The organism is Bartonella sp. CR127HXZ, assembly GCF_042194555.1.
Classification (GTDB): domain Bacteria; phylum Pseudomonadota; class Alphaproteobacteria; order Rhizobiales; family Rhizobiaceae; genus Bartonella; species Bartonella grahamii.
This window is the reverse complement of record NZ_JBHIMZ010000001.1, coordinates 208813-232868: the sequence shown is the minus strand read 5'-3', so window position 1 is coordinate 232868 and position 24056 is coordinate 208813. Positions and strand designations below refer to the sequence as shown.

At 38.3% G+C, this 24056-nt stretch carries 16 protein-coding genes; 13 read left to right on the top strand and 3 right to left on the bottom strand.

All coding sequences use genetic code 11. From position 1 onward, the window contains the following. Positions 1–125: 125 nt before the first annotated feature. The 9 genes from thiC to ACFIKY_RS00885 all read left to right on the top strand — a co-directional run bounded on the left by thiC (position 126) and on the right by ACFIKY_RS00885 (position 11848). On the top strand, positions 126–1961 hold the full coding sequence (gene thiC, locus ACFIKY_RS00925) for a phosphomethylpyrimidine synthase ThiC (protein ID WP_375635699.1): 1836 nt from the start codon (positions 126–128) through the stop codon (positions 1959–1961). Next, entirely contained in the window at positions 1958–2908 is a 951-nt protein-coding gene (locus ACFIKY_RS00920) for an FAD-dependent oxidoreductase (RefSeq protein WP_375635700.1), read from the top strand. Before thiC ends, ACFIKY_RS00920 begins: the two co-directional genes overlap by 4 nt. A gap of 3 nt (positions 2909–2911) precedes the next feature. Continuing rightward, complete coding sequence (thiS, locus tag ACFIKY_RS00915; protein ID WP_012754917.1) at positions 2912–3109, top strand: sulfur carrier protein ThiS; 198 nt, start codon at positions 2912–2914, stop codon at positions 3107–3109. Positions 3110–3113: 4 nt separating this feature from the next. Further along, positions 3114–3887, top strand: a complete 774-nt coding sequence (locus ACFIKY_RS00910) for a thiazole synthase (RefSeq protein ID WP_012754916.1) — start codon at positions 3114–3116, stop codon at positions 3885–3887. Next, the gene (locus ACFIKY_RS00905; RefSeq protein WP_273723616.1) at positions 3884–4489 is read left to right on the top strand and encodes a thiamine phosphate synthase; all 606 of its coding nucleotides are present in this window, start codon (positions 3884–3886) and stop codon (positions 4487–4489) included. Before ACFIKY_RS00910 ends, ACFIKY_RS00905 begins: the two co-directional genes overlap by 4 nt. Next, a complete protein-coding gene (locus ACFIKY_RS00900) occupies positions 4480–5238 on the top strand; it encodes a hydroxymethylpyrimidine/phosphomethylpyrimidine kinase (protein ID WP_012754914.1) in 759 nt (252 codons plus the stop codon). The genes ACFIKY_RS00905 and ACFIKY_RS00900 overlap by 10 nt, the downstream gene beginning before the upstream one ends. A 475-nt stretch (positions 5239–5713) precedes the next feature. Continuing rightward, on the top strand, positions 5714–6544 hold the full coding sequence (locus tag ACFIKY_RS00895) for a uracil-DNA glycosylase family protein (protein ID WP_375635701.1): 831 nt from the start codon (positions 5714–5716) through the stop codon (positions 6542–6544). A gap of 69 nt (positions 6545–6613) precedes the next feature. Further along, positions 6614–9241 carry an aminopeptidase N gene (pepN, locus tag ACFIKY_RS00890; RefSeq protein ID WP_375635702.1) on the top strand — a complete coding sequence of 876 codons (2628 nt, stop codon included), beginning with the start codon at positions 6614–6616 and terminating at the stop codon, positions 9239–9241. A 285-nt stretch (positions 9242–9526) separates the two neighbouring features. Beyond that, entirely contained in the window at positions 9527–11848 is a 2322-nt protein-coding gene (locus tag ACFIKY_RS00885) for an ATP-binding protein (RefSeq protein WP_375635703.1), read from the top strand. Here ACFIKY_RS00885 and ACFIKY_RS00880 read toward each other — a convergent pair. Continuing rightward, positions 11845–12369, bottom strand: coding sequence for a methylated-DNA--[protein]-cysteine S-methyltransferase (locus ACFIKY_RS00880; protein WP_273788414.1), 525 nt, complete (start codon positions 12367–12369; stop codon positions 11845–11847). The genes ACFIKY_RS00885 and ACFIKY_RS00880 overlap by 4 nt on opposite strands. Before the next feature lie 818 nt (positions 12370–13187). Here ACFIKY_RS00880 and carB point away from each other — a divergent pair. From carB to ACFIKY_RS00865, 3 genes are all read left to right on the top strand, one after another. After that, positions 13188–16673, top strand: a complete 3486-nt coding sequence (gene carB, locus ACFIKY_RS00875; protein ID WP_375635704.1) for a carbamoyl-phosphate synthase large subunit — start codon at positions 13188–13190, stop codon at positions 16671–16673. A 244-nt stretch (positions 16674–16917) separates the two neighbouring features. Further along, on the top strand, positions 16918–17127 hold the full coding sequence (locus tag ACFIKY_RS00870; RefSeq protein WP_012754908.1) for a cold-shock protein: 210 nt from the start codon (positions 16918–16920) through the stop codon (positions 17125–17127). Positions 17128–17447: 320 nt separating this feature from the next. Beyond that, positions 17448–18650 carry a pyridoxal phosphate-dependent aminotransferase gene (locus ACFIKY_RS00865; protein ID WP_375661296.1) on the top strand — a complete coding sequence of 401 codons (1203 nt, stop codon included), beginning with the start codon at positions 17448–17450 and terminating at the stop codon, positions 18648–18650. Between the two features lie 1147 nt (positions 18651–19797). On the opposite strand, the gene ACFIKY_RS00860 is transcribed toward ACFIKY_RS00865, so the two are convergent. After that, positions 19798–20703, bottom strand: a complete 906-nt coding sequence (locus ACFIKY_RS00860) for a LysR family transcriptional regulator (RefSeq protein ID WP_012754906.1) — start codon at positions 20701–20703, stop codon at positions 19798–19800. 42 nt (positions 20704–20745) lie between these two features. Continuing rightward, positions 20746–21702, bottom strand: coding sequence for a thioredoxin-disulfide reductase (gene trxB, locus ACFIKY_RS00855; protein ID WP_375635706.1), 957 nt, complete (start codon positions 21700–21702; stop codon positions 20746–20748). A gap of 311 nt (positions 21703–22013) precedes the next feature. Between trxB and ACFIKY_RS00850 the strand changes: the two genes are divergently transcribed. Further along, on the top strand, positions 22014–23408 hold the full coding sequence (locus tag ACFIKY_RS00850; RefSeq protein WP_375635707.1) for a TrkH family potassium uptake protein: 1395 nt from the start codon (positions 22014–22016) through the stop codon (positions 23406–23408). The last annotated feature ends 648 nt before the right edge of the window (positions 23409–24056 follow it).

The window sequence follows — 24056 nt, the reverse complement described above, 5'->3', positions numbered from 1 at the left end:
GGGTTTGCTTTGCTATAAAGCAATACTATTCCTATTCATCCGAATACTCGTGATTGATAATTTGAATACATCCCCATTAACATCGTAACCTATTTTTGAACTCTGTGTCTATAAGGAAAAAGTTTGTGCAGAAAAATACTCCATCAATTAGTTGTAGCCCCTTTCCCGCTTCACGCAAAATTTATCAACAAAGTCCTATCTTTTCTGATGTGCGCGTACCATTGCGTGAAATTTCACTGACTGATGGCAGTGGTGAGAAACCTTTAAACGTTTACGATACTTCTGGCCCCTACACAGATAAAGATATGATCATTGATATTACAAAAGGCTTGCCAGCAATTAGCTTGCCTTGGCTCTCTAAGCGGGATGATACTGAAACTTATCCTGCACGATTAGTAAAACCTGAAGATAATGGATTGGCTTCTGATAAAAACCTTACACCAACATTTAAACAAAAACGTCCCATTTTACGAGCAAAAAATGGCAAAGCAATTACACAAATGGCTTATGCGCGCGCAGGCATTATTACAGCGGAAATGGAATATGTGGCTATACGAGAAAATGAAGGATTAGCAGTAAAAGAACGGCAGAATGTACCATCAAATGAAACATTTTCTGGATCAATACCAGAAATTTATACTGCCGAATTTGTTCGCAATGAAATTGCTTGTGGACGCGCCATTATTCCACAAAACATTAATCATCCAGAGTGCGAACCCATGATTATTGGGCGTAATTTTCGTGTTAAAATTAATGCCAATATTGGCAATTCAGCAGTGACTTCATCTATGGAAGAAGAAGTTGATAAAATGGTTTGGGCCATTCGCTGGGGAGCAGATACAGTTATGGATCTCTCAACAGGTCGAAATATTCATAATATTCGTGAGTGGATTATTCGAAATGCCCCTGTTCCCATTGGGACTGTTCCACTTTATCAAGCACTCGAAAAAGTACAGGGTATTGCCGAAAACTTAACATGGGATATTTTCCGTGATACCCTTATTGAACAAGCAGAGCAAGGTGTTGATTATTTTACCATTCATGCGGGATTAAGATTACCTTTTATCCCTTTAACCGTTGATCGGGTAACAGGTATTGTTTCACGAGGTGGTTCTATTATGGCAAAATGGTGCTTGCATCATCACAAAGAAAGTTTTCTTTATGAACATTTTGATGAAATTTGTGATATTGCACGCACGTATGACATCTCTCTTTCCTTGGGGGATGGATTGCGCCCTGGCTCTATTGCCGATGCCAATGATGAAGCCCAATTTGCAGAGCTTAAAACTTTGGGAGAATTGACAAAAATTGCTTGGGAAAAAGATGTACAGGTTATGATTGAAGGTCCTGGGCATGTCCCAATGCACAAAATTAAAGAAAATATGGAGCAACAATTAGATCTCTGTCACGAGGCGCCTTTTTATACTTTGGGACCTCTTACAACCGACATTGCTCCTGGTTATGATCATATTACATCAGCAATTGGTGCCGCTATGATTGGATGGTTTGGAACAGCTATGTTGTGTTATGTAACACCTAAAGAACACCTAGGACTCCCCGATAGGAATGACGTAAAAACTGGTGTGATCACTTATAAAATTGCTGCTCATGCCGCTGACCTTGCCAAAGGTTTGCCTAGAGCACAATTGCGCGATAATGCTCTTTCGCGTGCACGATTTGATTTTAGATGGCATGATCAATTCAACCTTTCTCTTGATCCGGAAACAGCCAGTGCCTTTCATGATGAGACAATGCCTAAAGAAGCCCATAAATTGGTACATTTTTGTTCCATGTGTGGACCAAAATTCTGTTCTATGCGTATTTCTCATGATATTCGTGAGGCAGCAGCAATAAGAAAAACAAAAGGGGAAGGTATGATCGCCATGGCCGAGAAATATCAGAAAAATGGTGACCTTTATATGGAAATTGTTCCTCCTCAAAAAGAGAAAGTAAACAGTTGAAGAACATTCTTATCAAAGGTGCAGGTGTAGGCGGCTTAACGGTTGCCTTTATGTTACAGCAAAAAGGTGTTTCTGTTACTATATCAGCTCCCCCTCATTCTCCTATAGGAAGTGCTAGTTGGTATGCAGGAGGAATGCTCGCACCTTACTGTGAGAAAGAAAATGCGGAACAGATTGTTGAAGATCTTGGTATACAAGCTATACAGTGGTGGCGTAAAACGCTTCCCAACCTTGTCATACAAAAAGGCACTTTAGTGGTTGCACCTACACGAGATAGAGGAGAGCTTGAACGGTTTTCTGGACGCACGCATAATCACAAAACCATAGATAATATAGAAATAGCTCATCTTGAACCAGATCTTGCGGAACGTTTTAACTGTGCGCTCTTTTATGAAAATGAAGCCCATATTGATCCTCGCAAAGCACTTATGGCTTTAAAAGAAAAGCTTCTCAACAATGGAGCGTGTTTTGTTGATGTAGAGACGGCTGAAACAAATTTTGATATTGTTATTGATGCAACAGGAATAGCACGTTTAGGAAAAGATAAAAATATACGGGGCGTGCGCGGCGAAATGCTTCTCGTGCGCTGCACCGATATTAAAATTTTGCGTCCAATTCGTCTTCTTCATCCACGGTTTCCTCTCTATATTGTACCTCGACAAGATAATATTTTTATGATTGGTGCAACAATGATTGAAAGTGACTTTGATGGTGCAATCTCAGTGAGATCAATGATGGAACTGCTCAACGCGGCTTATACTTTACATCCTGCTTTTGCTGAAGCAGAAATTATTGAATCTGGCGTTGGTGTTCGTCCATGTTATCCTGATAACTTCCCTTCTGTGCATAAAGATGGTAATTGTATTTCTATTAATGGATTTTATAGACATGGTTTTCTTTTGTCTCCAGAAATGGCAAAACGAGCAATGAAATTGGCATTGGAATAAAGCATGCAAATATTTGTTAATGGTGAAACAGTCCAAACAGAAGTTATGACTCTCGGTCTCTTACTTGAAGAATTGGGGTATGAAGGAAATTGGCTTGCAACCGCTGTTAACGCTGAAGTTGTTTCCATAGATGCACGAAGCCAATTTGTCTTGCATGAAGGAGATAAAATTGAAATTTTAAGCCCAATGCAAGGAGGCTAAAATTATGCTGAATCTTTATGGACGACAATTCTCTTCCCGTCTTCTATTAGGTACAGCGCAATATCCTTCACCAGCAATTCTTCGTGATGCTATTCATAAATCGAATACGGAAATTGTGACTGTTTCCTTGCGTCGTGAAACGGCAGGTGGAAAACAAGGTGGACAATTTTGGCAATTTCTTCAAGAACTTGGGGTAACAGTGCTTCCTAATACTGCTGGTTGTTATACTGTTAAAGAGGCCGTAACCACAGCGCAATTAGCAAGAGATCTCTTTAAAACAGCTTGGATTAAACTCGAAGTGATAGGAAACCCAGACACCTTACAGCCAAATATTTTTTCCTTAATCGAAGCAGCGCAAATTTTAAACAATGAAGGTTTCAAAATTTTTGCTTACACAACGGATGATCTCATTGTTGCTGAAAAACTTTTCGACATTGGTTGCCGTGTTATTATGCCTTGGTGTGCTCCTATTGGTTCTGCCAAAGGACCTCATAATACTGATGGATTGCGTTCTATCCGTGCTTACCTTCCTGACGCTACTCTTGTTATTGATGCCGGCATTGGACGCCCATCACATGCCGCCATTGCGATGGAACTCGGTTATGATGCAGTACTGCTTAATACCGCAGTTGCTAAAGCAGGTGATCCTGTCTTAATGGCTGAAGCATTTTCTAAAGCTGTTCAAGCAGGACGTATGGGATATAAAGCTGGCATGATCGAAGCACGCAATGTAGCAGTCCCTTCAACGCCAGTCATTGGAAAAGCAGTATTTTCATGAAACTGGATCCATTTTACCTCATCGTTGATAACGCTGATTGGATTGAACGTTTGCTCCCTCTTGGCATCAAGCTCGTACAATTGCGTATGAAACATGAAAATCAACAAATAATCCGTCAACATATCAAGCGCGCAAAAAACATATGCAATAAATTGGGAGCACAATTAATTATTAATGATCATTGGGAAATAGCAATTGATGAAAAGTGCAATTTTATTCATCTGGGACAAGAAGACCTAAGCAATGCTGATCTTCACGCAATTCGTAAAAGTGGTATAAAAGTTGGTCTTAGTACACATGATGAACATGAATTGGATATCGCACTCTCTGTTAATCCTGAGTATATTGCACTTGGTCCTATTTATCCGACAATCTTAAAAAAAATGAAATGGATGCCGCAAGGACTAGAAAAAATCAAACAATGGAGAAAGCGGATTGGTGCTTTACCTTTGGTGGGTATTGGTGGTTTAACACCAGAACGCGCAGTTGGTGTTTTAAAAGCGGGAGCAAATAGTGCTGCTGTTGTGACTGATATTATCCTCCATAAAAAACCTGAAGAACGTGTCCAACAGTGGATAAAAGTGACACAAACATGGCGTTGATACCTTCCATTCTTATTGTTGCAGGCACGGATCCAACAGGAGGTGCCGGTATTGTTCGTGATATAGAAACCGCTGCACATTTTCAAATAAAAGCAAATTTGGCAATCACTTGTGTTAACGTACAAGATGATAATCGCGTTGCCGAAATCATTCCAATGCGTGAAGACCTCGTCGCTGCGCAAATGCGTGCTGCCCTAGAAGCAAATCCAATAAGCGCAATAAAAATCGGTATGATGGGTACAAAAGCAATTATAACAGCAATCTGTAACGTACTCAAAGACTATCCCCATGTTCCAGTTATTTTGGACCCCGTACTTGTCGCTTCATCAGGAGGAAAACTAACAACGGAAGCAATCATCGACACGATGATCGATAAACTGCTTTCTCATGTTACTCTTTTAACACCGAATAGAGAAGAACTTGCTCTTCTTAGCCAAAGTCCATTGGCATCTCATGATGAGCAAGCAATACAACAAGCAAAAAAACTTTTGTCATTGGGAGCTCGATCTATTTTAGTAAAAGGGGGACATGCAGAGGGTCCTCTTGCAATTGATAGCTTCATTGACAAAACTGAAGTCATAAATATTTCTACGCCACGTTTAAAAGGAACAATGCGAGGAACAGGTTGCATTCTCTCAAGCGCTATTGCTGCGCATTTAGCATTAAATGAACCTCTCATTTCAGCTGTAAAAAAAGCAAAAGCATATATCTACACATTGCTTTTAACCCATTGCAAAAACAGTTTGTAAAGTCTTAGTATTTTCTCATATATCTAATATTTTCTCATATAAAAGTAATATTTATATATCTCATTAATATATTTAATATTTTTAATAAAAATTATTAAAAAAAAAGATAAAAATATAATAATAAAAAATTTATACTTAATTATTACAAATAAAATACTACAAAAATCACTTTCATTAATTATTAAATATAGAATATAATGATCAAAAATGTTATCATACCACTTGCATTCAGTAGAGAATTCTTTTATTATAAAGAGCTTAGTCTGTTTAAAAATTTAAAATAGCGTAATTTAAACAAATTGTACATTTAAAGATGTATATAATCGCGAACACTCGCATTTTACGATTTGCCTTTTTTGTGAAAAGAGAGAATCCTATCAGCGTTCTTGTACATTAATGGCTAGCGAATACATTTATAAAACTTGAAGGATAATTTTGTTTGATCTATAGTTGCTAGATCATTAGAAAAAATAAAATGTTAAATCAAACGCCGTGCTCAATTTCCTATGAAGAACTCTTAAACTTTTATAAAGAAAGTGGTGCGGATGCTGTTCTGACAAATTTCCCTATTAATCGTTTTAAGCAGTCTGCTTGTTCAGAGAGCAAATTAATATCTGTCGTGAACATTTCTCATAATCAACAAACATCTCCCACCGTAAAATCAGATCATCGTCCGCTGCATAACTCTAGGGGGGCTATACAAAATGAACCCACAGCTATAGAGAGTGCAAACAATGCAAAAACACTTGATGAATTAAAATCTGCGCTCCTCGCATTTAATGGCTGTTCACTAAAATTGACAGCAAAAAATACCTGCTTTTCAGATGGAACAGCAGGAAGCCCCCTGATGCTTATAGGCGAAGCACCAGGACGAGAAGAGGATATACAAGGAATTCCTTTTGTGGGAAAAGCAGGGATGTTGCTTAATAAAATCCTCGCATCAATTGGCTTAACAAGAAATAATGTTTACATTGCCAACACTATTCCTTGGCGTCCACCAGGAAATCGTACACCAACACCAAGAGAAGTTGCCTTGTGCCGCCCTTTTATTGAACGGCACATTTATTTAGCGCGTCCTCGTGTACTTATAGCACTGGGAGGCATTGCTGCACAGTTTCTTACGGGATCTCAAAATGGGATTATCCGAACACGAGGGAAATGGCATATTTATGAAAGTGAGGATAATATAAAAATACCTGTTATGCCAACTTTCCACCCTGCCTACCTTCTCCGAACCCCTAGTCAAAAAAAACTTACATGGACAGACTTCTTAGAAGTAAAAAATCGCCTCGATAGCCTTTTGTAATTCTGTAATCTTCTTTGACTCTAAAATTAAACACCTTCTTTAACTCTTAAAATACGAATGGGAAAAACTATGGAACAGCCAACAACATCTATTTATCGTTTGGAAGACTACCAGCCAACCCCTTACGCTATCCCTAAAACACAACTTTCCTTCCAATTGGCACCAACAAAAACCTATGTTACAGCCATATTGTCTATTGAACCCCGTCACAATACAAAAGAATTAACACCTCTTGTTCTTTCTGGTGATGATCTTACTTTAATTTCCGTTTCTATCAATGGTGAGACGTTAGCTCCAAACACTTATAAAGTGACGCCTTCACGTTTAGAAATTACAAACCCACCAGCGGCTCCTTTTACATTGAAATTGGTTACGGAACTGAATCCTGAAAGCAACCGCCAACTTATGGGCCTTTATCTTTCAAATGGTGTTTATTGCACACAATGCGAATCGGAAGGCTTTCGTCGTATTACTTATTTTTACGACCGCCCAGATGTTCTTTCTATCTATAGAGTGAAAATTGAAGCAGATTCCCAAACAATCCCAATCTTGCTTTCAAATGGTAATCTAGTGGAAACAGGAACTTTAGAGAATAATCGCCATTTTGCCATTTGGGAAGATCCTTATCCCAAACCATCTTATCTCTTTGCTTTAGTAGGTGGAGATCTTGATAAGTTAGAAGATCATTTTACAACTGTATCTGGACGACGTATCGAGCTTGGTATCTATGTGGAAAAAGGAAAAACCAAACGCGCAACCTATGCAATGGATGCTCTTAAACGTTCCATGCGTTGGGATGAACAATGTTTTGGGCGCGAATATGATCTTGATGTTTTCAATATTGTTGCTGTGTCCGACTTTAACATGGGAGCAATGGAAAACAAGGGACTTAACGTTTTTAATGATAAATATGTTCTGGCAGATCCTGAAACAGCAACCGATCAAGATTATAGAAATGTTGAACGTGTCATTGCACATGAATATTTCCATAATTGGAGCGGTAATCGTATTACCTGTCGCGATTGGTTTCAACTCTGTTTAAAAGAAGGATTCACTGTTTATCGTGATCAGGAATTTTCATCAGATCAAAATGTACGCAGCCTACAGCGAATTGAAAATATAAAAACATTAAAAGCTACTCAATTTGCCGAAGACGCTGGTCCCCTCGCTCATCCTGTACGTCCTCGTCAATATAGCCAAATTAACAATTTTTACACCACAACTGTTTATGAAAAAGGTGCTGAAGTTGTTCGCATGATACGGACTATTTTAGGACCCTCTCTGTTTCGTAAAGGTACTGATCTTTATTTTCAACGTCATGATGGACAAGCTTGTACAATTGAAGATTTTATCACCTGTTTTGCTGAAGTATCTGGTCAAGACTTTTCCCAATTCATGTTGTGGTATGAACAAGCTGGAACACCAAATGTAGAAATCGATAGTCATTATAGCGATGGTGTTTTAACAATTCATGCAAAGCAACATATTCCGGCAACCCCACAACAAAATACAAAAAAGCCCATGCTTATCCCTATATTATTTGGCTTGTTAGGACCTAATGGAGAAAACCTCACCTATGAAGCGGATACAGATATTCAATCAAACGTTATGCTTTTATCCAAGGAAAACCAAACGTTTACATTAAAGGGTCTGCGTGAAAAACCTGTTTTATCACTGCTTAGAGACTTCTCTGCGCCAATCAATCTACAAACTCCATTCAATGAAAGCGAACTTATTTTTCTTGCACAACATGATGACAATCACATCAATCGCTGGCAATCTCTTAATCATTTAATGACGCAAGCTTTGATTCAAAGCATTCAAGATGAAACAAAAGCAAAAGAGGGGATGCCCTCTGCTTTGATAAAATTGATTGAAGCTATCATTACAGATGAAAGTCTTGAACCTGAGTTTCGTGCATTTTGTTTAAGTTTACCGAGCGAAGTTGAACTTGCCCATACACTTGGTAAAAATGTTGACCCAGAGCGTATTCATCATGTGCGCAATCAGTTTTTAGCTTCGCTCGCACATACACATCAAGGGCTCTTCACAAAATTTTATGGGCAAATGCAAACCAAAGAGCCCTATTCATCAAACACTGTACAAGCTGGAAAGCGAGCATTAAAGAATATAATACTGGATTATCTTTCCATTACTGAGGCCAATCCAAATCGTGCTGCCGCACAATATGCAACAGCTGATAATATGACTGACCGTATGGCTAGTATCGCTGTTCTCGTGAAGCGTTTTAATGAAAGTGAGCAGGCGCAAAATGCCTTAAATGATTTTGAAAACCGCTATCACCATGATCCTTTGGTCATGGATAAATGGTTCTCCATTCAAGCAATGGTTGCAGGGGCATCAACGCTCGAGAATGTTCAAAAGCTCATGCAACACCCGCTATTTTCAAAAGACAATCCCAATCGTGTGCGTTCCCTAATCGGTGTCTTTTCCTCTAACAATCTCACGGGCTTTAACAGGATGGATGGAGCATCTTATCATTTTCTTTGCCAAATCATTTTGGAAATTGACAAAAAAAATCCACAGCTCGCTTCACGATTATTAACGACGATGCGCTCTTGGCGACAATTAGAACCCATTCGACAACAAAAACTTGAAACTGAATTAAAAACAATTGCTGCTGCGCCAAAATTATCAAGCGATGTCGCTGATATTATCAACCGTCTGCTCACTTGAAACGAAAAATTATTTTAAATCAATATTCTATAATATTTTTTAAATAAATTCTACAGACTATTCGATCATCATTAAATCTATAAACAGGCAATCTAAGCCTGTTTATAGATCATGTTTAAAGTGCCTTTTCCTTTTCATATTCCAAGTTCATAGAAGTAAAATTATTTTTTTTAAAAAAAAGACTGGACAGAAGACTCCTGTTTTGATTCATTGCACTCGATGGGGTTACTATGAATATCGAAGCAGTTTTTAAATCACATTATTCCATAATTAAAGGAACTGGAAATGGCTAAATTGGACGCATATCATGCGCCAACGGAGGTGTATACTGATTCAAAATCGAGCGCTCCAAGTCATAAAGCGCAGAAAAAACGTATTCATCTGCTTTCTGGCTCCGCCTATCAAAAGCTTCTCTTTATTGAACCTTGGTTGCGTCGCTCGCTTCCGTTTGTTATTTTAGCATTTCTTATTGTACTTGCATCAATTCGTTTTATATCACTCTATGATTGGCGTAACACGATTGATAAGAACACGCGTTCTACCATCACTTTCTTAGCTTCTCATATTACCAATACAATTAATCATGACTTACTGGCTGTTTCTCAGAAAGGAAAAGTCTCTGCCCTTTCTCATAGTCATTTCCAAAATATCCTCACCACTTTTCGTAATCAAGATCTTATTAATCCTAGCACTCTGATCGCCATTATTGATCAAAAAGGAAATGTCTTAGCTTCATCCAGTTCAGAGATTTCTTTAGGAAAACCTTTGCAAGATTTTATCTCTGACAGCATTGCTTTACAATCTCTTGGACAGCACGTTGGAATTATGAAAATCACAATAGGAAAAGATGCCCCTGCTCTTGCTTCATTTCAGCAAACAGAAAATGGGCAATATGGCGTATTCATTAGCGAAAAAATGCAAGATAGCGCCATGGAATGGCGGAAAATTCTCTCGTTAAATATAACCCTGTTCATTGGAACTAGTGGCGTTATCCTCGCTCTTCTTTATGCTTATTACAACCAAATTGTACGAGCACGCAAAACGGATCTTGTCTCAGAAAAAATTCAAAACCGTATTGATATGGCAATGATGCGTGGACGCTGTGGACTATGGGATTGGAATATGGCAAGTGGACGCGTCTACTGGTCACGAGCAATGTATGAAATGCTGGGCTATGTCCCTCAAGATGCATTGCTCTCAATTTCCCAAATTAGCGCCATTATCAATCCAAATGATGCGAATTTTTTTGATCTTGCTCAGGAATTAATGAGCGGTAAAAAAAAGCATATCGATATTAACGTTCCCATGCGTCATGCCGATGGCCATTATGTCTGGATGCGCATTCGTGCTGAAGTTACTGAAGAAGAAGAACCCCATTTGGTTGGTATTTCCTTCGATATTAGTGAACAGCAACAATTGGCTGAACAAACAGCGCAAGCCGACCTTCGTATCCGTGATGCAATTGAAAACATTTCAGAATCTTTCGTCTTGTGGGATTCAGAAGGACGTTTAGTCATGTCCAACAGCAAATTTTGCGAATATGCTGCTATTCCTAAACAAATTCTACAATCCGGTATCCAACGTGCAACCGTCGAAGCCATGGCACGCCCTGCTATCAGTGAATATCCCCTTAAAGATGATGGTACTGGTAACTTAACCAGTATTCGCCAAACGGCAGATGGTTGTTGGCTCAAAATTAACGAACGGCGGACCCAAGACGGAGGATTGGTTTGTATTGGTACTGACATTTCTGAGCTTAAACAACAACAGGAAAAATTTGAAGACAGTGAAAGGCGTCTTTTTTCTTTTATTCAAGAACTCAAACGTGCTCGAGGAAGTGCTCAACAACGTGCCTCAGAAGTTGAAAAACTTAATAAAAGTCTCAAGGCAGAAAAAGAGCGTGCTGAAAGTGCTAACAAAGCTAAATCAGAGTTTTTGGCTAATATGTCCCATGAATTGCGCACTCCTCTTAACGCTATTCTCGGCTTTTCAGATATCATGTTACAATCGACTTTTGGACCTCTTGGCTCACAACGCTATAAGGAATATATGCATGATATTTACAATTCGGGAACCCATCTTCTAACCCTTATCAATGACATCCTTGATATGTCAAAAATTGAAGCTGGAAGATTTTCGCTTGATTGTAAAAATACCGATCTTGAGCCCATCATTAGTGAAGCAGTACGAACACTAACGCCTCAAGCTCAAGAAAAAAATATTGTTGTTACAACAAACATTACGCCAGAACTTCATGCTGAAGTTGATGGTCGTGCTATGAAACAGATTTTCCTTAATCTCATCTCTAATGCCGTTAAATTTACGCCTTCTGGCGGAAATATTGATGTTTGCGCTTTCAAGAAAAAAAACAACCTTATTTTTAAAATTACAGATACAGGTGTTGGTATTCCCCAATCAGCAATTAAAAAACTTGGGCAACCTTTTGAACAAGTTGAAAATCAGCTTACTAAATCTCACACGGGCTCAGGTCTTGGCTTAGCCATTTCACGCTCCTTGCTAGAACTCCACAAAGGAAAACTTGAAATTACCTCAAAAGAAATGAAAGGGACAACTGTAACGATTATAATGCCCATCACACAAAATTAAATTCCTCCATTTTGTTCTCGTTGTAGCAAAATCTGTTTCCGTTTGGATCCCCAACGATACCCTGAAATAAAACCATTTTTACGCACAACACGATGACACGGAATGATAACAGCCAATTCGTTACGTGCACACGCATTAGCAACGGCACGAAAAGCGTTCGGTATACCAATACGGCATGCTAAGACTTCATATGAAATTGTTTCACCACATGGTATATCACATAATACTGCCCATACTTGTCGTTGAAAAACTGTACCATTTATATCTAAGGGAAAATTATATTTTTTGACCAACTTAGGTGTTTCTATCATAGCTATAATATGAGCAACTTCTCTCTTAAATGTATTGTCACCTACAACTTGTTGTGCATTGCCAAATCGTATCGTAAACTCCTGTAATAATTGTTCTATAGTATCTCCTAACGCTATATAACAAATCCCTTTTTGAGACCTAGCCACCAAAAGCTTTCCTATTGATACATCTTTCAGACAGAATATTCTCGTTTGGGAAATGTTCAGCATTTTAGCCTTCTTTATATTTTTAAATATTTTTGAACATCATCCATAAAGTAAAGAGAGAGTATTCACTATCTTTTAACAGCAAACAAAATCATTCTGAAATTATCTCCTTAGCCATTGTATTAAAATACACTCTCACCCTTTTATGAAATGGAAATATACATCAATTGACTTTCTTCCTACCCTAAAACGGAAAATTCGACCAGAACAGATCTATCAACAATCTTGCTTTTTATATAACAGATTCCAACTAAGACCATTTCATATGGTTTATTTCACAAGCTCTCTAAAAACAAATCCCGCCCTGAATTCTATCATATACTCTAACAAAAAACACCTTAATGTGGTAAATTTTCATACCTTATATCACAGCTCTAAACGGCAGTATTTTACGGAACAACAAGATAAACTTCCCATTTTATTTTACGAAATCCCATCGAACCATCAATAGTGGCTTATGTTTTACAAGCAACAAAAAAAGTGCGCGCCCTCTCTTTAGGAAAACAACGTCATAAAACACAAAATGTGCCGGCAATGGACTGAAAAGATGTTCCGGCTTTTATTCTCCACAGTATGCTTAAATATTCTAATTTGTTGGAGTACTACTATTATTTTTTTATCAAAGATCATACTTTTGATATACTTACGAGATGACTCAGCTCAAAAAAGAAATTTATCTTCAATTTTATGAAAAAAAGCATGGAAAAGGTATTTTAGTGCTTACTTTCTTTGTCACTTAACTTATAAAATGACTGTAGCCTCAGAACTGAAATATTTTACCCGCAACAATCGCGCACAGATATTTGTCATAGGAAAAAGCCATGCCCAAACGCACAGATATAAAATCTATTCTTATCATCGGAGCAGGACCTATTATCATTGGTCAGGCATGTGAATTTGATTATTCAGGCACACAAGCCTGTAAAGCATTAAAAGAAGAAGGTTATCGAATTATTTTGGTAAATTCTAATCCTGCCACGATTATGACAGATCCAGATCTAGCTGATGCAACTTATATAGAGCCCATTACTCCTGAAATAGTTGCCAAAATTATTGCCCACGAACGTCCCGATGCCCTTTTGCCCACTATGGGAGGACAAACAGCCCTCAACACTGCTTTATCATTAAAGCGTATGGGTATTTTAGACCGCTATCATGTTGAAATGATAGGGGCCAATGCTGATGCTATTGATAAAGCTGAAGATCGTGCTTTATTCCGCCAAGCGATGGCAAAAATCGGTTTGGAAACGCCACGCTCTATGTTAGCCAATGCAACAGAACTAAAAGAAGAAAATCGCCGACAGCACGCAAAAACGCGTGCTGAACTTAAAGCAAAACTTTCTGGTGCTGCACTTGACAAAGCACTCGAAGAACTTGAGCGCAACTGGCGACATACCGAAACTGATCGCAAACAACATTATATCGCCCATGCAACAGCAAAAGCAGTTCAAGCTCTTGATGTTGTTGGACTTCCAGCTATTATTCGTCCTTCATTTACCCTTGGTGGAACCGGTGGTGGAATCGCTTACAATCGTTCTGAATTTTATGAAATTATCGAACGCGGTCTTGAAGCTTCGCCTACAACTGAAGTTTTAATTGAAGAAAGTGTTTTAGGGTGGAAAGAATATGAGATGGAAGTTGTTCGTGATAAGAACGACAACTGTATCATTGTTTGTTCTATTGAAAACATTGATCCAATGGGGATTCATACCGGTGATTCGATCACTGTAGCGCCTGCTCTCACCTTAACAGATAAAGAATATCAATGTATGCGTAATGCTTCGATTGCTGTTTTGCGTGAAATTGGTGTTGAAACGGGGGGATCCAATGTACAGTTTGCTGTCAATCCTGAAAATGGGCGCCTCATTGTTATTGAAATGAATCCACGTGTTTCTCGCTCTTCAGCGCTTGCCTCAAAAGCAACGGGGTTTCCCATTGCCAAAGTAGCCGCTAAACTGGCTGTTGGTTATACTCTTGATGAATTAAAAAATGATATAACGGGTGGTGCAACACCAGCATCATTTGAACCTTCTATTGACTATATTGTGACAAAAATTCCTCGTTTTGCTTTCGAAAAATTTCCCGGTTCATCACCTGTCCTCACAACTGCGATGAAATCTGTAGGAGAAGTCATGGCAATTGGACGCACTTTTCAAGAATCGTTACAAAAAGCACTCCGTGGACTTGAAACAGGACTTACGGGTCTTGATGAAATTGTTATTCCAGAGCATGCTGAAGGTGATGAAAAAAGTTCTATACGCTCCGCCATTGCAATACCAAGCCCTGATCGTCTACGCTATATTGCTCAAGCCATGCGCACAGGCTTACCCTTAGATGAGATTCACCAAATTAGCAAAATTGATCCGTGGTTTTTAGAACAAATAGCCTCCATCATTGAAATGGAGCAGCGTATCCGCGTTCATGGATTACCCCAAGACGCAGATAACTTACGTATGTTAAAAGCTATGGGATTTTCAGATGCGCGATTAGCCTCCCTTACTGGAAAAGAACCCGATGATATCGCAGCTTTACGCAAATCACTGAATGTTAAACACGTCTTCAAACGGATTGACACTTGTGCCGCTGAATTTTCTTCTCCTACAGCCTATATGTATTCAACATATGAAGTTCCCTTTGCAGGTATAGAGCACTCGGAAGCACACATTTCTGAACGCAAAAAAATTGCTATTTTAGGCGGTGGACCAAACCGCATTGGGCAAGGTATTGAATTTGATTACTGTTGCTGCCACGCTGCTTTTGCACTGCGTGATGCAGGCTTTGAAGCGATTATGATTAACTGTAATCCTGAAACAGTTTCAACCGACTATGATACCTCTGATCGCCTTTACTTTGAATCTTTAACAACAGAAGATGTTATCGCTATTTTAGAAGCAGAACAGGAAAAAGGAGATTTGGTTGGAGTCATCGTCCAATTTGGCGGACAAACACCCTTGAAATTGGCAAGCGCTCTAGAAAAACACAACATTCCCATCTTGGGTACTTCACCTGACGCTATCGACTTAGCAGAAGATAGAGATCGCTTTCAAAAACTGTTATTTAAACTTAACTTAACACAACCTCAAAATGGTATTGCTCACTCCATCGAACAAGCACGCCTCATTGCCCACGAACTAGGCTTCCCATTGGTTGTACGTCCCTCTTATGTTTTAGGAGGACGTGCTATGCAAATTATCCGTGATGAACGTAGCTTACAAAATTATTTACTTGAAAGTGTCCCAGAATTAATTTCAGAAGATATCAAAGTCCGTTATCCTAACGACACAACAGGACAAATCAATATATTGCTTGGTAAAAATCCGCTTCTCTTTGATACCTATTTAACAGAAGCAATTGAAGTAGACGTTGATTGTCTATGTGATGGCAACGAAACACTGATTGTTGGTATTATGGAACACATTGAAGAAGCTGGTATCCACTCTGGTGATTCAGCATGTTCTTTACCAGTCCGTACGCTCTCAAATAAAATAGTTACTGAATTAGAGCGCCAAACCAAAGCATTAGCACAAGCACTTCATGTTCGCGGCTTAATGAATGTACAATATGCTATAAAAGATGACACCATTTATGTCTTAGAAGTCAATCCCCGTGCTTCACGTACTGTCCCATTTGTTGCAAAAACGATTGGTCGCCCTATTGCTAAAATGGCTGCACGTATTATGGCAGGAGAAACACTTCATGATGCTCTTCAAGCTTATGGTGGATTACCTTCCTTGCAGAAAAAACAACATATTGCCGTCAAGGAAGCAGTGTTTCCTTTTGCTCGTTTTTCAGGTGTTGATACACTTCTTGGTCCAGAAATGCGCTCAACCGGTGAAGTTATGGGACTTGACTATGAATTTTCGCTTGCTTTTGCTAAAGCACAACTTGGAGCTGGTGTAAAACTCCCTAAAGAGGGAACTTTGTTCGTTTCTGTAAGAGATGAAGATAAAAAACGCATCTTAAATCCTGTAAAACGTTTAACTGAGCTTGGCTTTTCTGTTGTTGCCACAAGTGGAACACATAAATTTCTTACCGAACACCACGTTGAAGCAACAAAAATCAACAAAGTCCTAGAAGGGCATCCTCATATTGAAGATTCCATTCGTAATCGCCAAATTCAATTGATTTTTAATACAACTAGCACTGCCAGTGCCATCTCAGACTCAAAATCATTACGTTATGCAGCACTCATGCAAAATGTTCCCTATTATACAACAATAGCTGGAGCCGAAGCCGTCGTAGAAGCGATCAAAGCACTCAAAAAAAGGCGCCTTGAAGTACGTTCACTACAAAGTTATTTCAGTTGAATTTTTTCTACTCAGCAAAAGGTACACTGCTTTCTTATTTTTTTTATATAAAAATTGATTAAGACTTGCTTTTTGTTCTAAAGACTTTTATAGAGGTTTCATCGAATTTTCGGTTACGTGACTTTCTTTCCTGTGCGATCTGCACTTTTGACGAAACTTCTCCCACCTAATTTCGATCTACAACCGTATTGAAGGAATGAAAGCTTCAATACTCAATATAATTATATATTCTAAGGAGTTTCCTATGTCTACAGGAACAGTTAAGTGGTTTAATACAACGAAAGGTTTCGGATTCATTCAGCCTAGTGATGGTAGTGCAGATGTATTTGTACACATTTCTGCCGTTGAGCGTTCTGGTCTAAACAGTCTTAATGAAGGGCAAAAAATTTCTTATGATGTTCTTCAAGATCGTCGTTCAGGAAAATTTGCCGCTGGCAACCTTGCTGCCCTTTAAAGTTTAAATTCTGCAGTATTTTATTTAAAAATCTTCGTCTGTAACGACGAAGATTTTTTATTTTGTATAAAGCATCATTTTACCTTGTTAAAATAAAAGACTGCTTACCTCCTTTGCACAATTTATCAAACCTCCCTTATACTTCCTCTAAAACTTTCATAAAATCTAAGAAGAAATTATCTTGTAAAAATCTCAAAAAAGAAGAATGTAAAGCCCGTGTAAGAGTATTTTGGAAGTTTTTTATTGCATACAATATAATCTCTTATAGAATATCCTTAAAGCAATAACTATTTGTTGATATAATATAAGGATTTAAAATTATGGCTTTTATTGCCGACAAACTGTCTCGTATCAAACCTTCTGCAACAATTGCTGCTTCCCAAAAAGCCCGTCATTTAAAAACATTAGGGCGCAACGTTATTGCTTTAAGCGCTGGAGAGCCAGACTTTGATACCCCAGACAACATCAAAAACGCGGCCATTGAAGCTATTCGAAGAGGAGAAACAAAATACCCTCCCATATCTGGAATTCCAGAATTGCGCCAAGCAATTTCTGCAAAGTTTAAAAGGGAAAATAATCTCAATTATGAACCAGAGCAAATTATTGTTGGTACCGGTGGAAAACAAATTCTCTTTAATGCATTGATGGCAACTTTGAATAAAGGGGATGAAGTCATCATTCCATCTCCTTATTGGGTAAGTTATCCAGAAATGGTTGCACTCAACGGTGGTACGCCTGTCTTTTTAGAAACAAAAGCCGAATTTTCTTATAAACTCCAACCACAAGAGCTAGAAGCTGCCATTACCCCCAAAACCAAATGGTTCATCTTTAACTCTCCTTCAAATCCATCAGGTGCCGCTTATACACATAATGAATTGAAAAAACTCACAGATGTTTTAGTAAAATATCCTCATGTTTATATTCTTTCCGATGATATATATGAACATCTCACATATGAGGGTTTTACCTTTGTTACTCCAGCTCAAGTAGAACCAGCGCTTTATGAGCGTACACTCACAATGAATGGTGTTTCCAAAGCCTATGCGATGACGGGATGGAGAATCGGCTATGCAGGGGGACCACAAGAATTAATTAAAGCTATGGATACCATTCAAGGTCAGCAAACATCTGGAACAAGTGTCATTTCACAATGGGCTGCTGTTGAAGCACTCAATGGGCCACAAAGCTTTATCGCTAAAAATAAAAGTATTTTTCAAGCACGCCGTGATTTCGTTGTTTCCATGCTAAACCAAGCTCCTGGCATTCACTGTCCAACGCCCGAAGGTGCTTTTTATGTTTATCCCTCTTGCACAGGACTTATTGGAAAGAAAACACCCAACGGTCAATGTATTACGAATGATGAAGACTTTGCCATAGCGCTTCTAGAAACAGAAGCTGTTGCTGTCGTCCAAGGATCTGCTTTTGGACTTGGATCAGCTTTTCGTATTTCTTATGCAACATCAGAAGAATTACTTGAAGAAGCTTGTATACGTATACAGCGCTTTTGCAACAGTTTAATTTAAAATTTTTAATATCATCTCTTGTGATCGTTTTTTTTTGCCGAATGTCAGTATATCCGAGAAAATATCGGAAATTGTATCATGGTCTGAATCAATCGATTCAGTAAAAATATCCATGAATAAACACAACAATAGAGGCTGTAGATAAAGAGCAAAAAAATCTAGCGATCAAATAAATGAATCGGTTTATTATCATGAGAGATGAAAAAACTATTCTGCTTTCTCTATTCAATTTATAACTCTAAAAAAGATCGAGCACTTTTAAACACAATTGCCCTTATAATCAAATCTTTTCTATTTCTCGGCTTCTTCTTCGTCCTAAAATGAAGAAGAAGCCTCCTCCCGTCGTTATGTAAACAATCCAGTTTCCTTTAAGTTCTATCTAATAACGACTTGATTTACTTCATAGGCTTTATGAACAAGACCTGCCTTAAATATTCACCTCTCACTCTAATAAAAAGCACCTCAATGTATAAAGTTTTAAATATTTTATATCACGCCCCTAAAAGACAGACTTTTATGCTACAACAGAATAAATCTCTCTCAAACTCCTTATTGAATTTTAGTATTCTTAAAAAATTGTTGGATATCCACAAGTTTCGAAATTTTTTCCTTATCATCCTCCCATATATTGCAATTTCTAGGAGCTCTTTCAAAAATAAAAAAAAGCCGGACATACGTCCGGCAAATTTGGAAAATCCTCAGAGATAAAATCAATCTGATAGATCTTCGTAAGGGAACACTCAAGAAAATGCACTGGGAGGCAACATAATCAAGAGATAGCATTCTATGTCATTTTATAAGAAAAAGTACAATAAAGACTTAAGCGTATCTGCTATGCAATAAACACATAGCTTTAAATTTGTCTCCATCATGTACCACTCTTTATTAATTAAATATAAAAATGTAAGCTACACCATCACACGATTGTCCAGTTTTCAATATATAATAACTCTCACATTTGCTAGCATTCATAAAAAACATTTATCCCTTTTTTCAAAAGTATTTTTCCACACGGACTCCATCCACTTTTAATGTGCAACGAATAGTTTTAATTGATTCAATATGGGCAAATTTAAAACGAAAGAATATTAGGGGAGTCTCAAATTGTAAAAAAGTTAATTATTCCTTATAAATTAAGGCATTAACATTAAAAAGACCACTGACGGGCTTTTAAAAAAATATAATCTCGAAAAGCATTTAACCTTGCCAAATTCTTTAAATTATAAGGATAACAAAAAAAAGTATCAAAAGAAGGAATATCAACCATATCAGGAAAAAGACGCACCAAATGCTCATCATTATTGACGATATAATCAGGCAGCACAGCAATCCCAAGATCACGCATAAGCGCATTCTTTATTGAGATGATATTGTTGATTTGTAGAACTGAAACGCGCAATGATCCATCACTTCTACCAGCCTTTTCCAACCAATTTAAACCAGACAAATAAGGTGGGACAGGTTCACCGAACGAAATAATACGATGCTCATCGAGATCAGACAATTTTTCCGGCTTTCCATAATTTGCAATATACTTTTCCGAAGCATAAACATGCATATGAATTGTAAAGAGTTTTCTTTGTATAAGATCAGGTTGTTGGGGTTGATGTAAGCGAACAGCACAATCCGCATGACACATTGTCAAATCAAGCTCTTCATCGGAAAGCAAAAGCTGAACCTGCATATCAGGATAAAGACTAAGAAATTCTGGCATACGCTCTGCAATCCACCCTGCCCCCATTCCAAAGGTCGAGGTCACACGCAAGTGCCCCGTTGGTTTTGCATAGCTTTCACTTAGTTGCAAACGTACACTTTCAAGCTTCATCAAAACATCATGAGCTGTACGATAAAGAGTTTCTCCCTGTTCTGTAAGAATCAAACCACGCGCATGACGTTGAAATAAGGATACCCCAACCTCTTGTTCTAAAGCCGAAACCTGTCGTGAAACTGCTGACTGAGATAAATGAAGCTTTTGAGCAGCATGCGTAAAAGATCCCGCTTCTGCTGCAGCGTGAAAAACCCTTAACTTATCCCAATCCAACGGTGGCGCCACAATTAATTCTACCTCTAGATTCTTTATGTTCTCAATGAGTTACTAACGCTTAGATATATCTAAAAACCGTTCTGCCTCCAACGCTGCCATACATCCTCTTCCCGCAGCTGTTACAGCTTGGCGGAATATTTCATCTGTTACATCCCCAGCAGCAAAAACACCAGCAATGCTTGTTGCTGTTGAGTCCGGTGCTGTCCATAAATAGCCGCCTCGTTTTTGTTTCAGCTGTCCTTCAAACAGAGAAACAGCAGGATCATGCCCTATAGCAATAAATATTCCCTCTGCATTCACGGTCATCTCGTGACCTGTCTTAACATTTTTCAGACGTGCCCCTGTTACAACAGCGCCCACTGGCCCCTGTGCTGGCAGCCCCACAATTTCTTCCACCACATGATCCCAAATGATACGTACGTTCTTGCAAGCAAGCAACCTATCTTGCAAAATTTTTTCTGCCCGAAAATGATCTCGGCGATGAACCACGCTTACACTTTTAGCCAAATGCGATAAATAAAGTGCTTCTTCAACAGCGGTATTTCCTCCTCCCACGACAATAACGTCCTTATCACGGTAAAAAAAGCCATCACATGTAGCACAAGCGGACACACCACCGCCCATAAAGGTTTGTTCACTTTCTAAACCAAGCCAGCGCGCTTGAGCTCCTGTTGCAATAATCAGTGCATCACAAGAATATTGTGTTCCTGAATCCCCATATAAGACAAAAGGATACTTCAACAAATCAGCCTTTATAATTGTATCATAGACAATTTTTGTCCCCATATTCTCAGCTTGTTTCGCCATTTGTTCCATCAACCACGGTCCTTGAATGGGATCTGCAAAACCTGGATAATTCTCAACATCAGTTGTAATTGTCAATTGTCCACCCTGCTGCAAGCCCGTCACCAAAACCGGCTTAAGCATTGCTCTTGCTGCATAGATCGCCGCTGTATAACCAGCCGGACCTGAGCCAATAATCAGCAGACGAATATGCGATTGTATCATTAAATCCCCTTCACTTTATTATAACTTAATTATTCTATAAATGATAACGGAATGCAGCCTTTTAAAAAAATATTTTTCAAGAGCCTCGATTATGTTATATGTACTTCATTTTCAAGTTTTATGAAAAGGTCTGATTACCAATTCATCAAGGCATGCTAATGTTAAGGATTAATCTTTATCCTATAAAGAGAAAAACGTAAATTCTTATGAGCACAAAACCATAATAAAAAGAGATACAAAGATAGGGAACGGTCATTTTTCAGTTTATTATCAATGTCTGTGCACGTTTTGCGTTAATCATGGCAGGAGCAATGCTTTTGCCAATTTTTGTGGATCTGCACGACAACAATCGTAATTGGATAACCTTTCTCTATTCTTGTGCCATAACCACCATGTTAGCAACGCTGATTCTTTTAGCAACTAAGGGAGCTACTTGTCGTTTTTCAGCACGGCTTGGCTTTATGCTCACTGTTTGTCTTTGGCTAACAGGAAGCATCGTAGGTGCCTTACCTCTTTATCTTTCTCCTCTTCCCATTTCTCTAGCAGGAGCCATTTTTGAATCTGTTTCTGGAATTACAACAACAGGCTCCACAGTCCTTTCTGATCTTGATAATTTATCGCGAAGTATTTTGTTATGGCGTTCTCTTATATGCTGGATTGGGGGCATTGGTTTTATCGGTTTAGCCCTCTTACTTTTGCCTTCACTGCGTGTGGGTGGCGTACGACTTTTTCATATGGAATCATCTGATAAATCTGAAAAAATATTGCCTCGCATCAACCAAATTGCTAACGGAATTATCATCGCTTATGTTGGTCTCACATTGGCTTGTATGCTTTCTTATTTTGCTGCAGGCATGAATTTATTTGATGCCATTAACCATGCAATGAGTACAGTCGCAACAGCTGGTTTTTCAACGCATGATGCTTCTTTTGGTTATTTTTCAGATAAACCAGCCATCTTAATTATTTCAACAATCTTCATGTTGCTTTCTGCTTTGCCCTTCGTACTTTATGTTAAATTAGTCCTTCCTGGACACTCCAAACGCTTCCTTGACCCACAAGTGATTGTTTTTCTCCATATCGTTCTCCTTTTCAGCTTTGCTTTAGCGGCATGGCTACGGTTTTATGATCATCGCGCGTTCCACTTGATTTTCCTTGATGTCATTTTTCACCTTTCATCCATTATTAGCACCACAGGTTACAGCGCTGAAGATTATCAACTTTGGGGACCGTTTGCGCTTGGAATTTTCTTCATTGTTTCTTTTACAGGCGGATGTGCTGGTTCTACTTCTGGTGGCATGAAAATCAATCGCCTCATTATTCTTTGGCGTATTACACAAACAAATATAGAAAAACTTCTTTCTCCTAATGTCATTGTAAAGGCGCGCTACGATCACTCAAATATATCAAACGATGTTGCACAAGCCGTTTTGTTTTTTGTCTGTCTTTATATGTTTTGCCTTATTATCGGCACTGCACTTTTGCTTACAACCGGTCTTGACTTTACTTCTGCCTTTACAGGGGTCTTAACCGCACTTTCAAATGTTGGTCCAGGCTTTGGAGATATTATTGGCCCCGCTGGTAATTTCTCTACAATCAACGATAATGCTTTATGGATTTTAAGTTTTCTAATGTTAGCTGGACGCCTTGAAATCATAACAATATTCGTCCTTTTTATTCCCGCTTTCTGGCGTGAACAATTCTAATGCATAGAGCATTTTATTCTACCATGATAAAAAATTTACAAGATAAAAAAGCGTGAACAGTATGAGTCATAATATTCACCCCTCACTCAATCCACTGAAGATTTCCTAAAATTTCATACAAATCATCATATCAATGATATAAATGTTGATATAAAAATAATTCGACAAGAGCAATCAAATACCAAGAGCCTTCAAATCCAGAACATATAAAACTTCACTTTATTGATCTTCTTTATCAAATAAAGTGGGCACATAGAACATCCTTTTTTTACGAATAATCTCTCATGCAAAAAATATGAATATTTGCTGATAAAAGTGCGTTTTCTCTTTAATAGAGTTACATCCTTATAGAAAATAAAATGCTATTATATTACGAATTCACAAGCTTGTTTGTAAAAAACATCTCACAATACTCATCACCCCCATTTCACGACAGCTCTCATGAAAGATATAAAATGGGCACCATCATTTTTACTTAAATAATAATAAGGTGCAAGGCGGTACCACAAAATAAGATATAAATTAGTACCACCATACTATTTTCTTTCTGTTAATGTCGTAACAGCCTGCATTTCAGACAATTTATAAGAAATTTCTTTATACCCTGTCTTCAATAGTTTTTATCCACCACATGCTTTCTTCCAATTG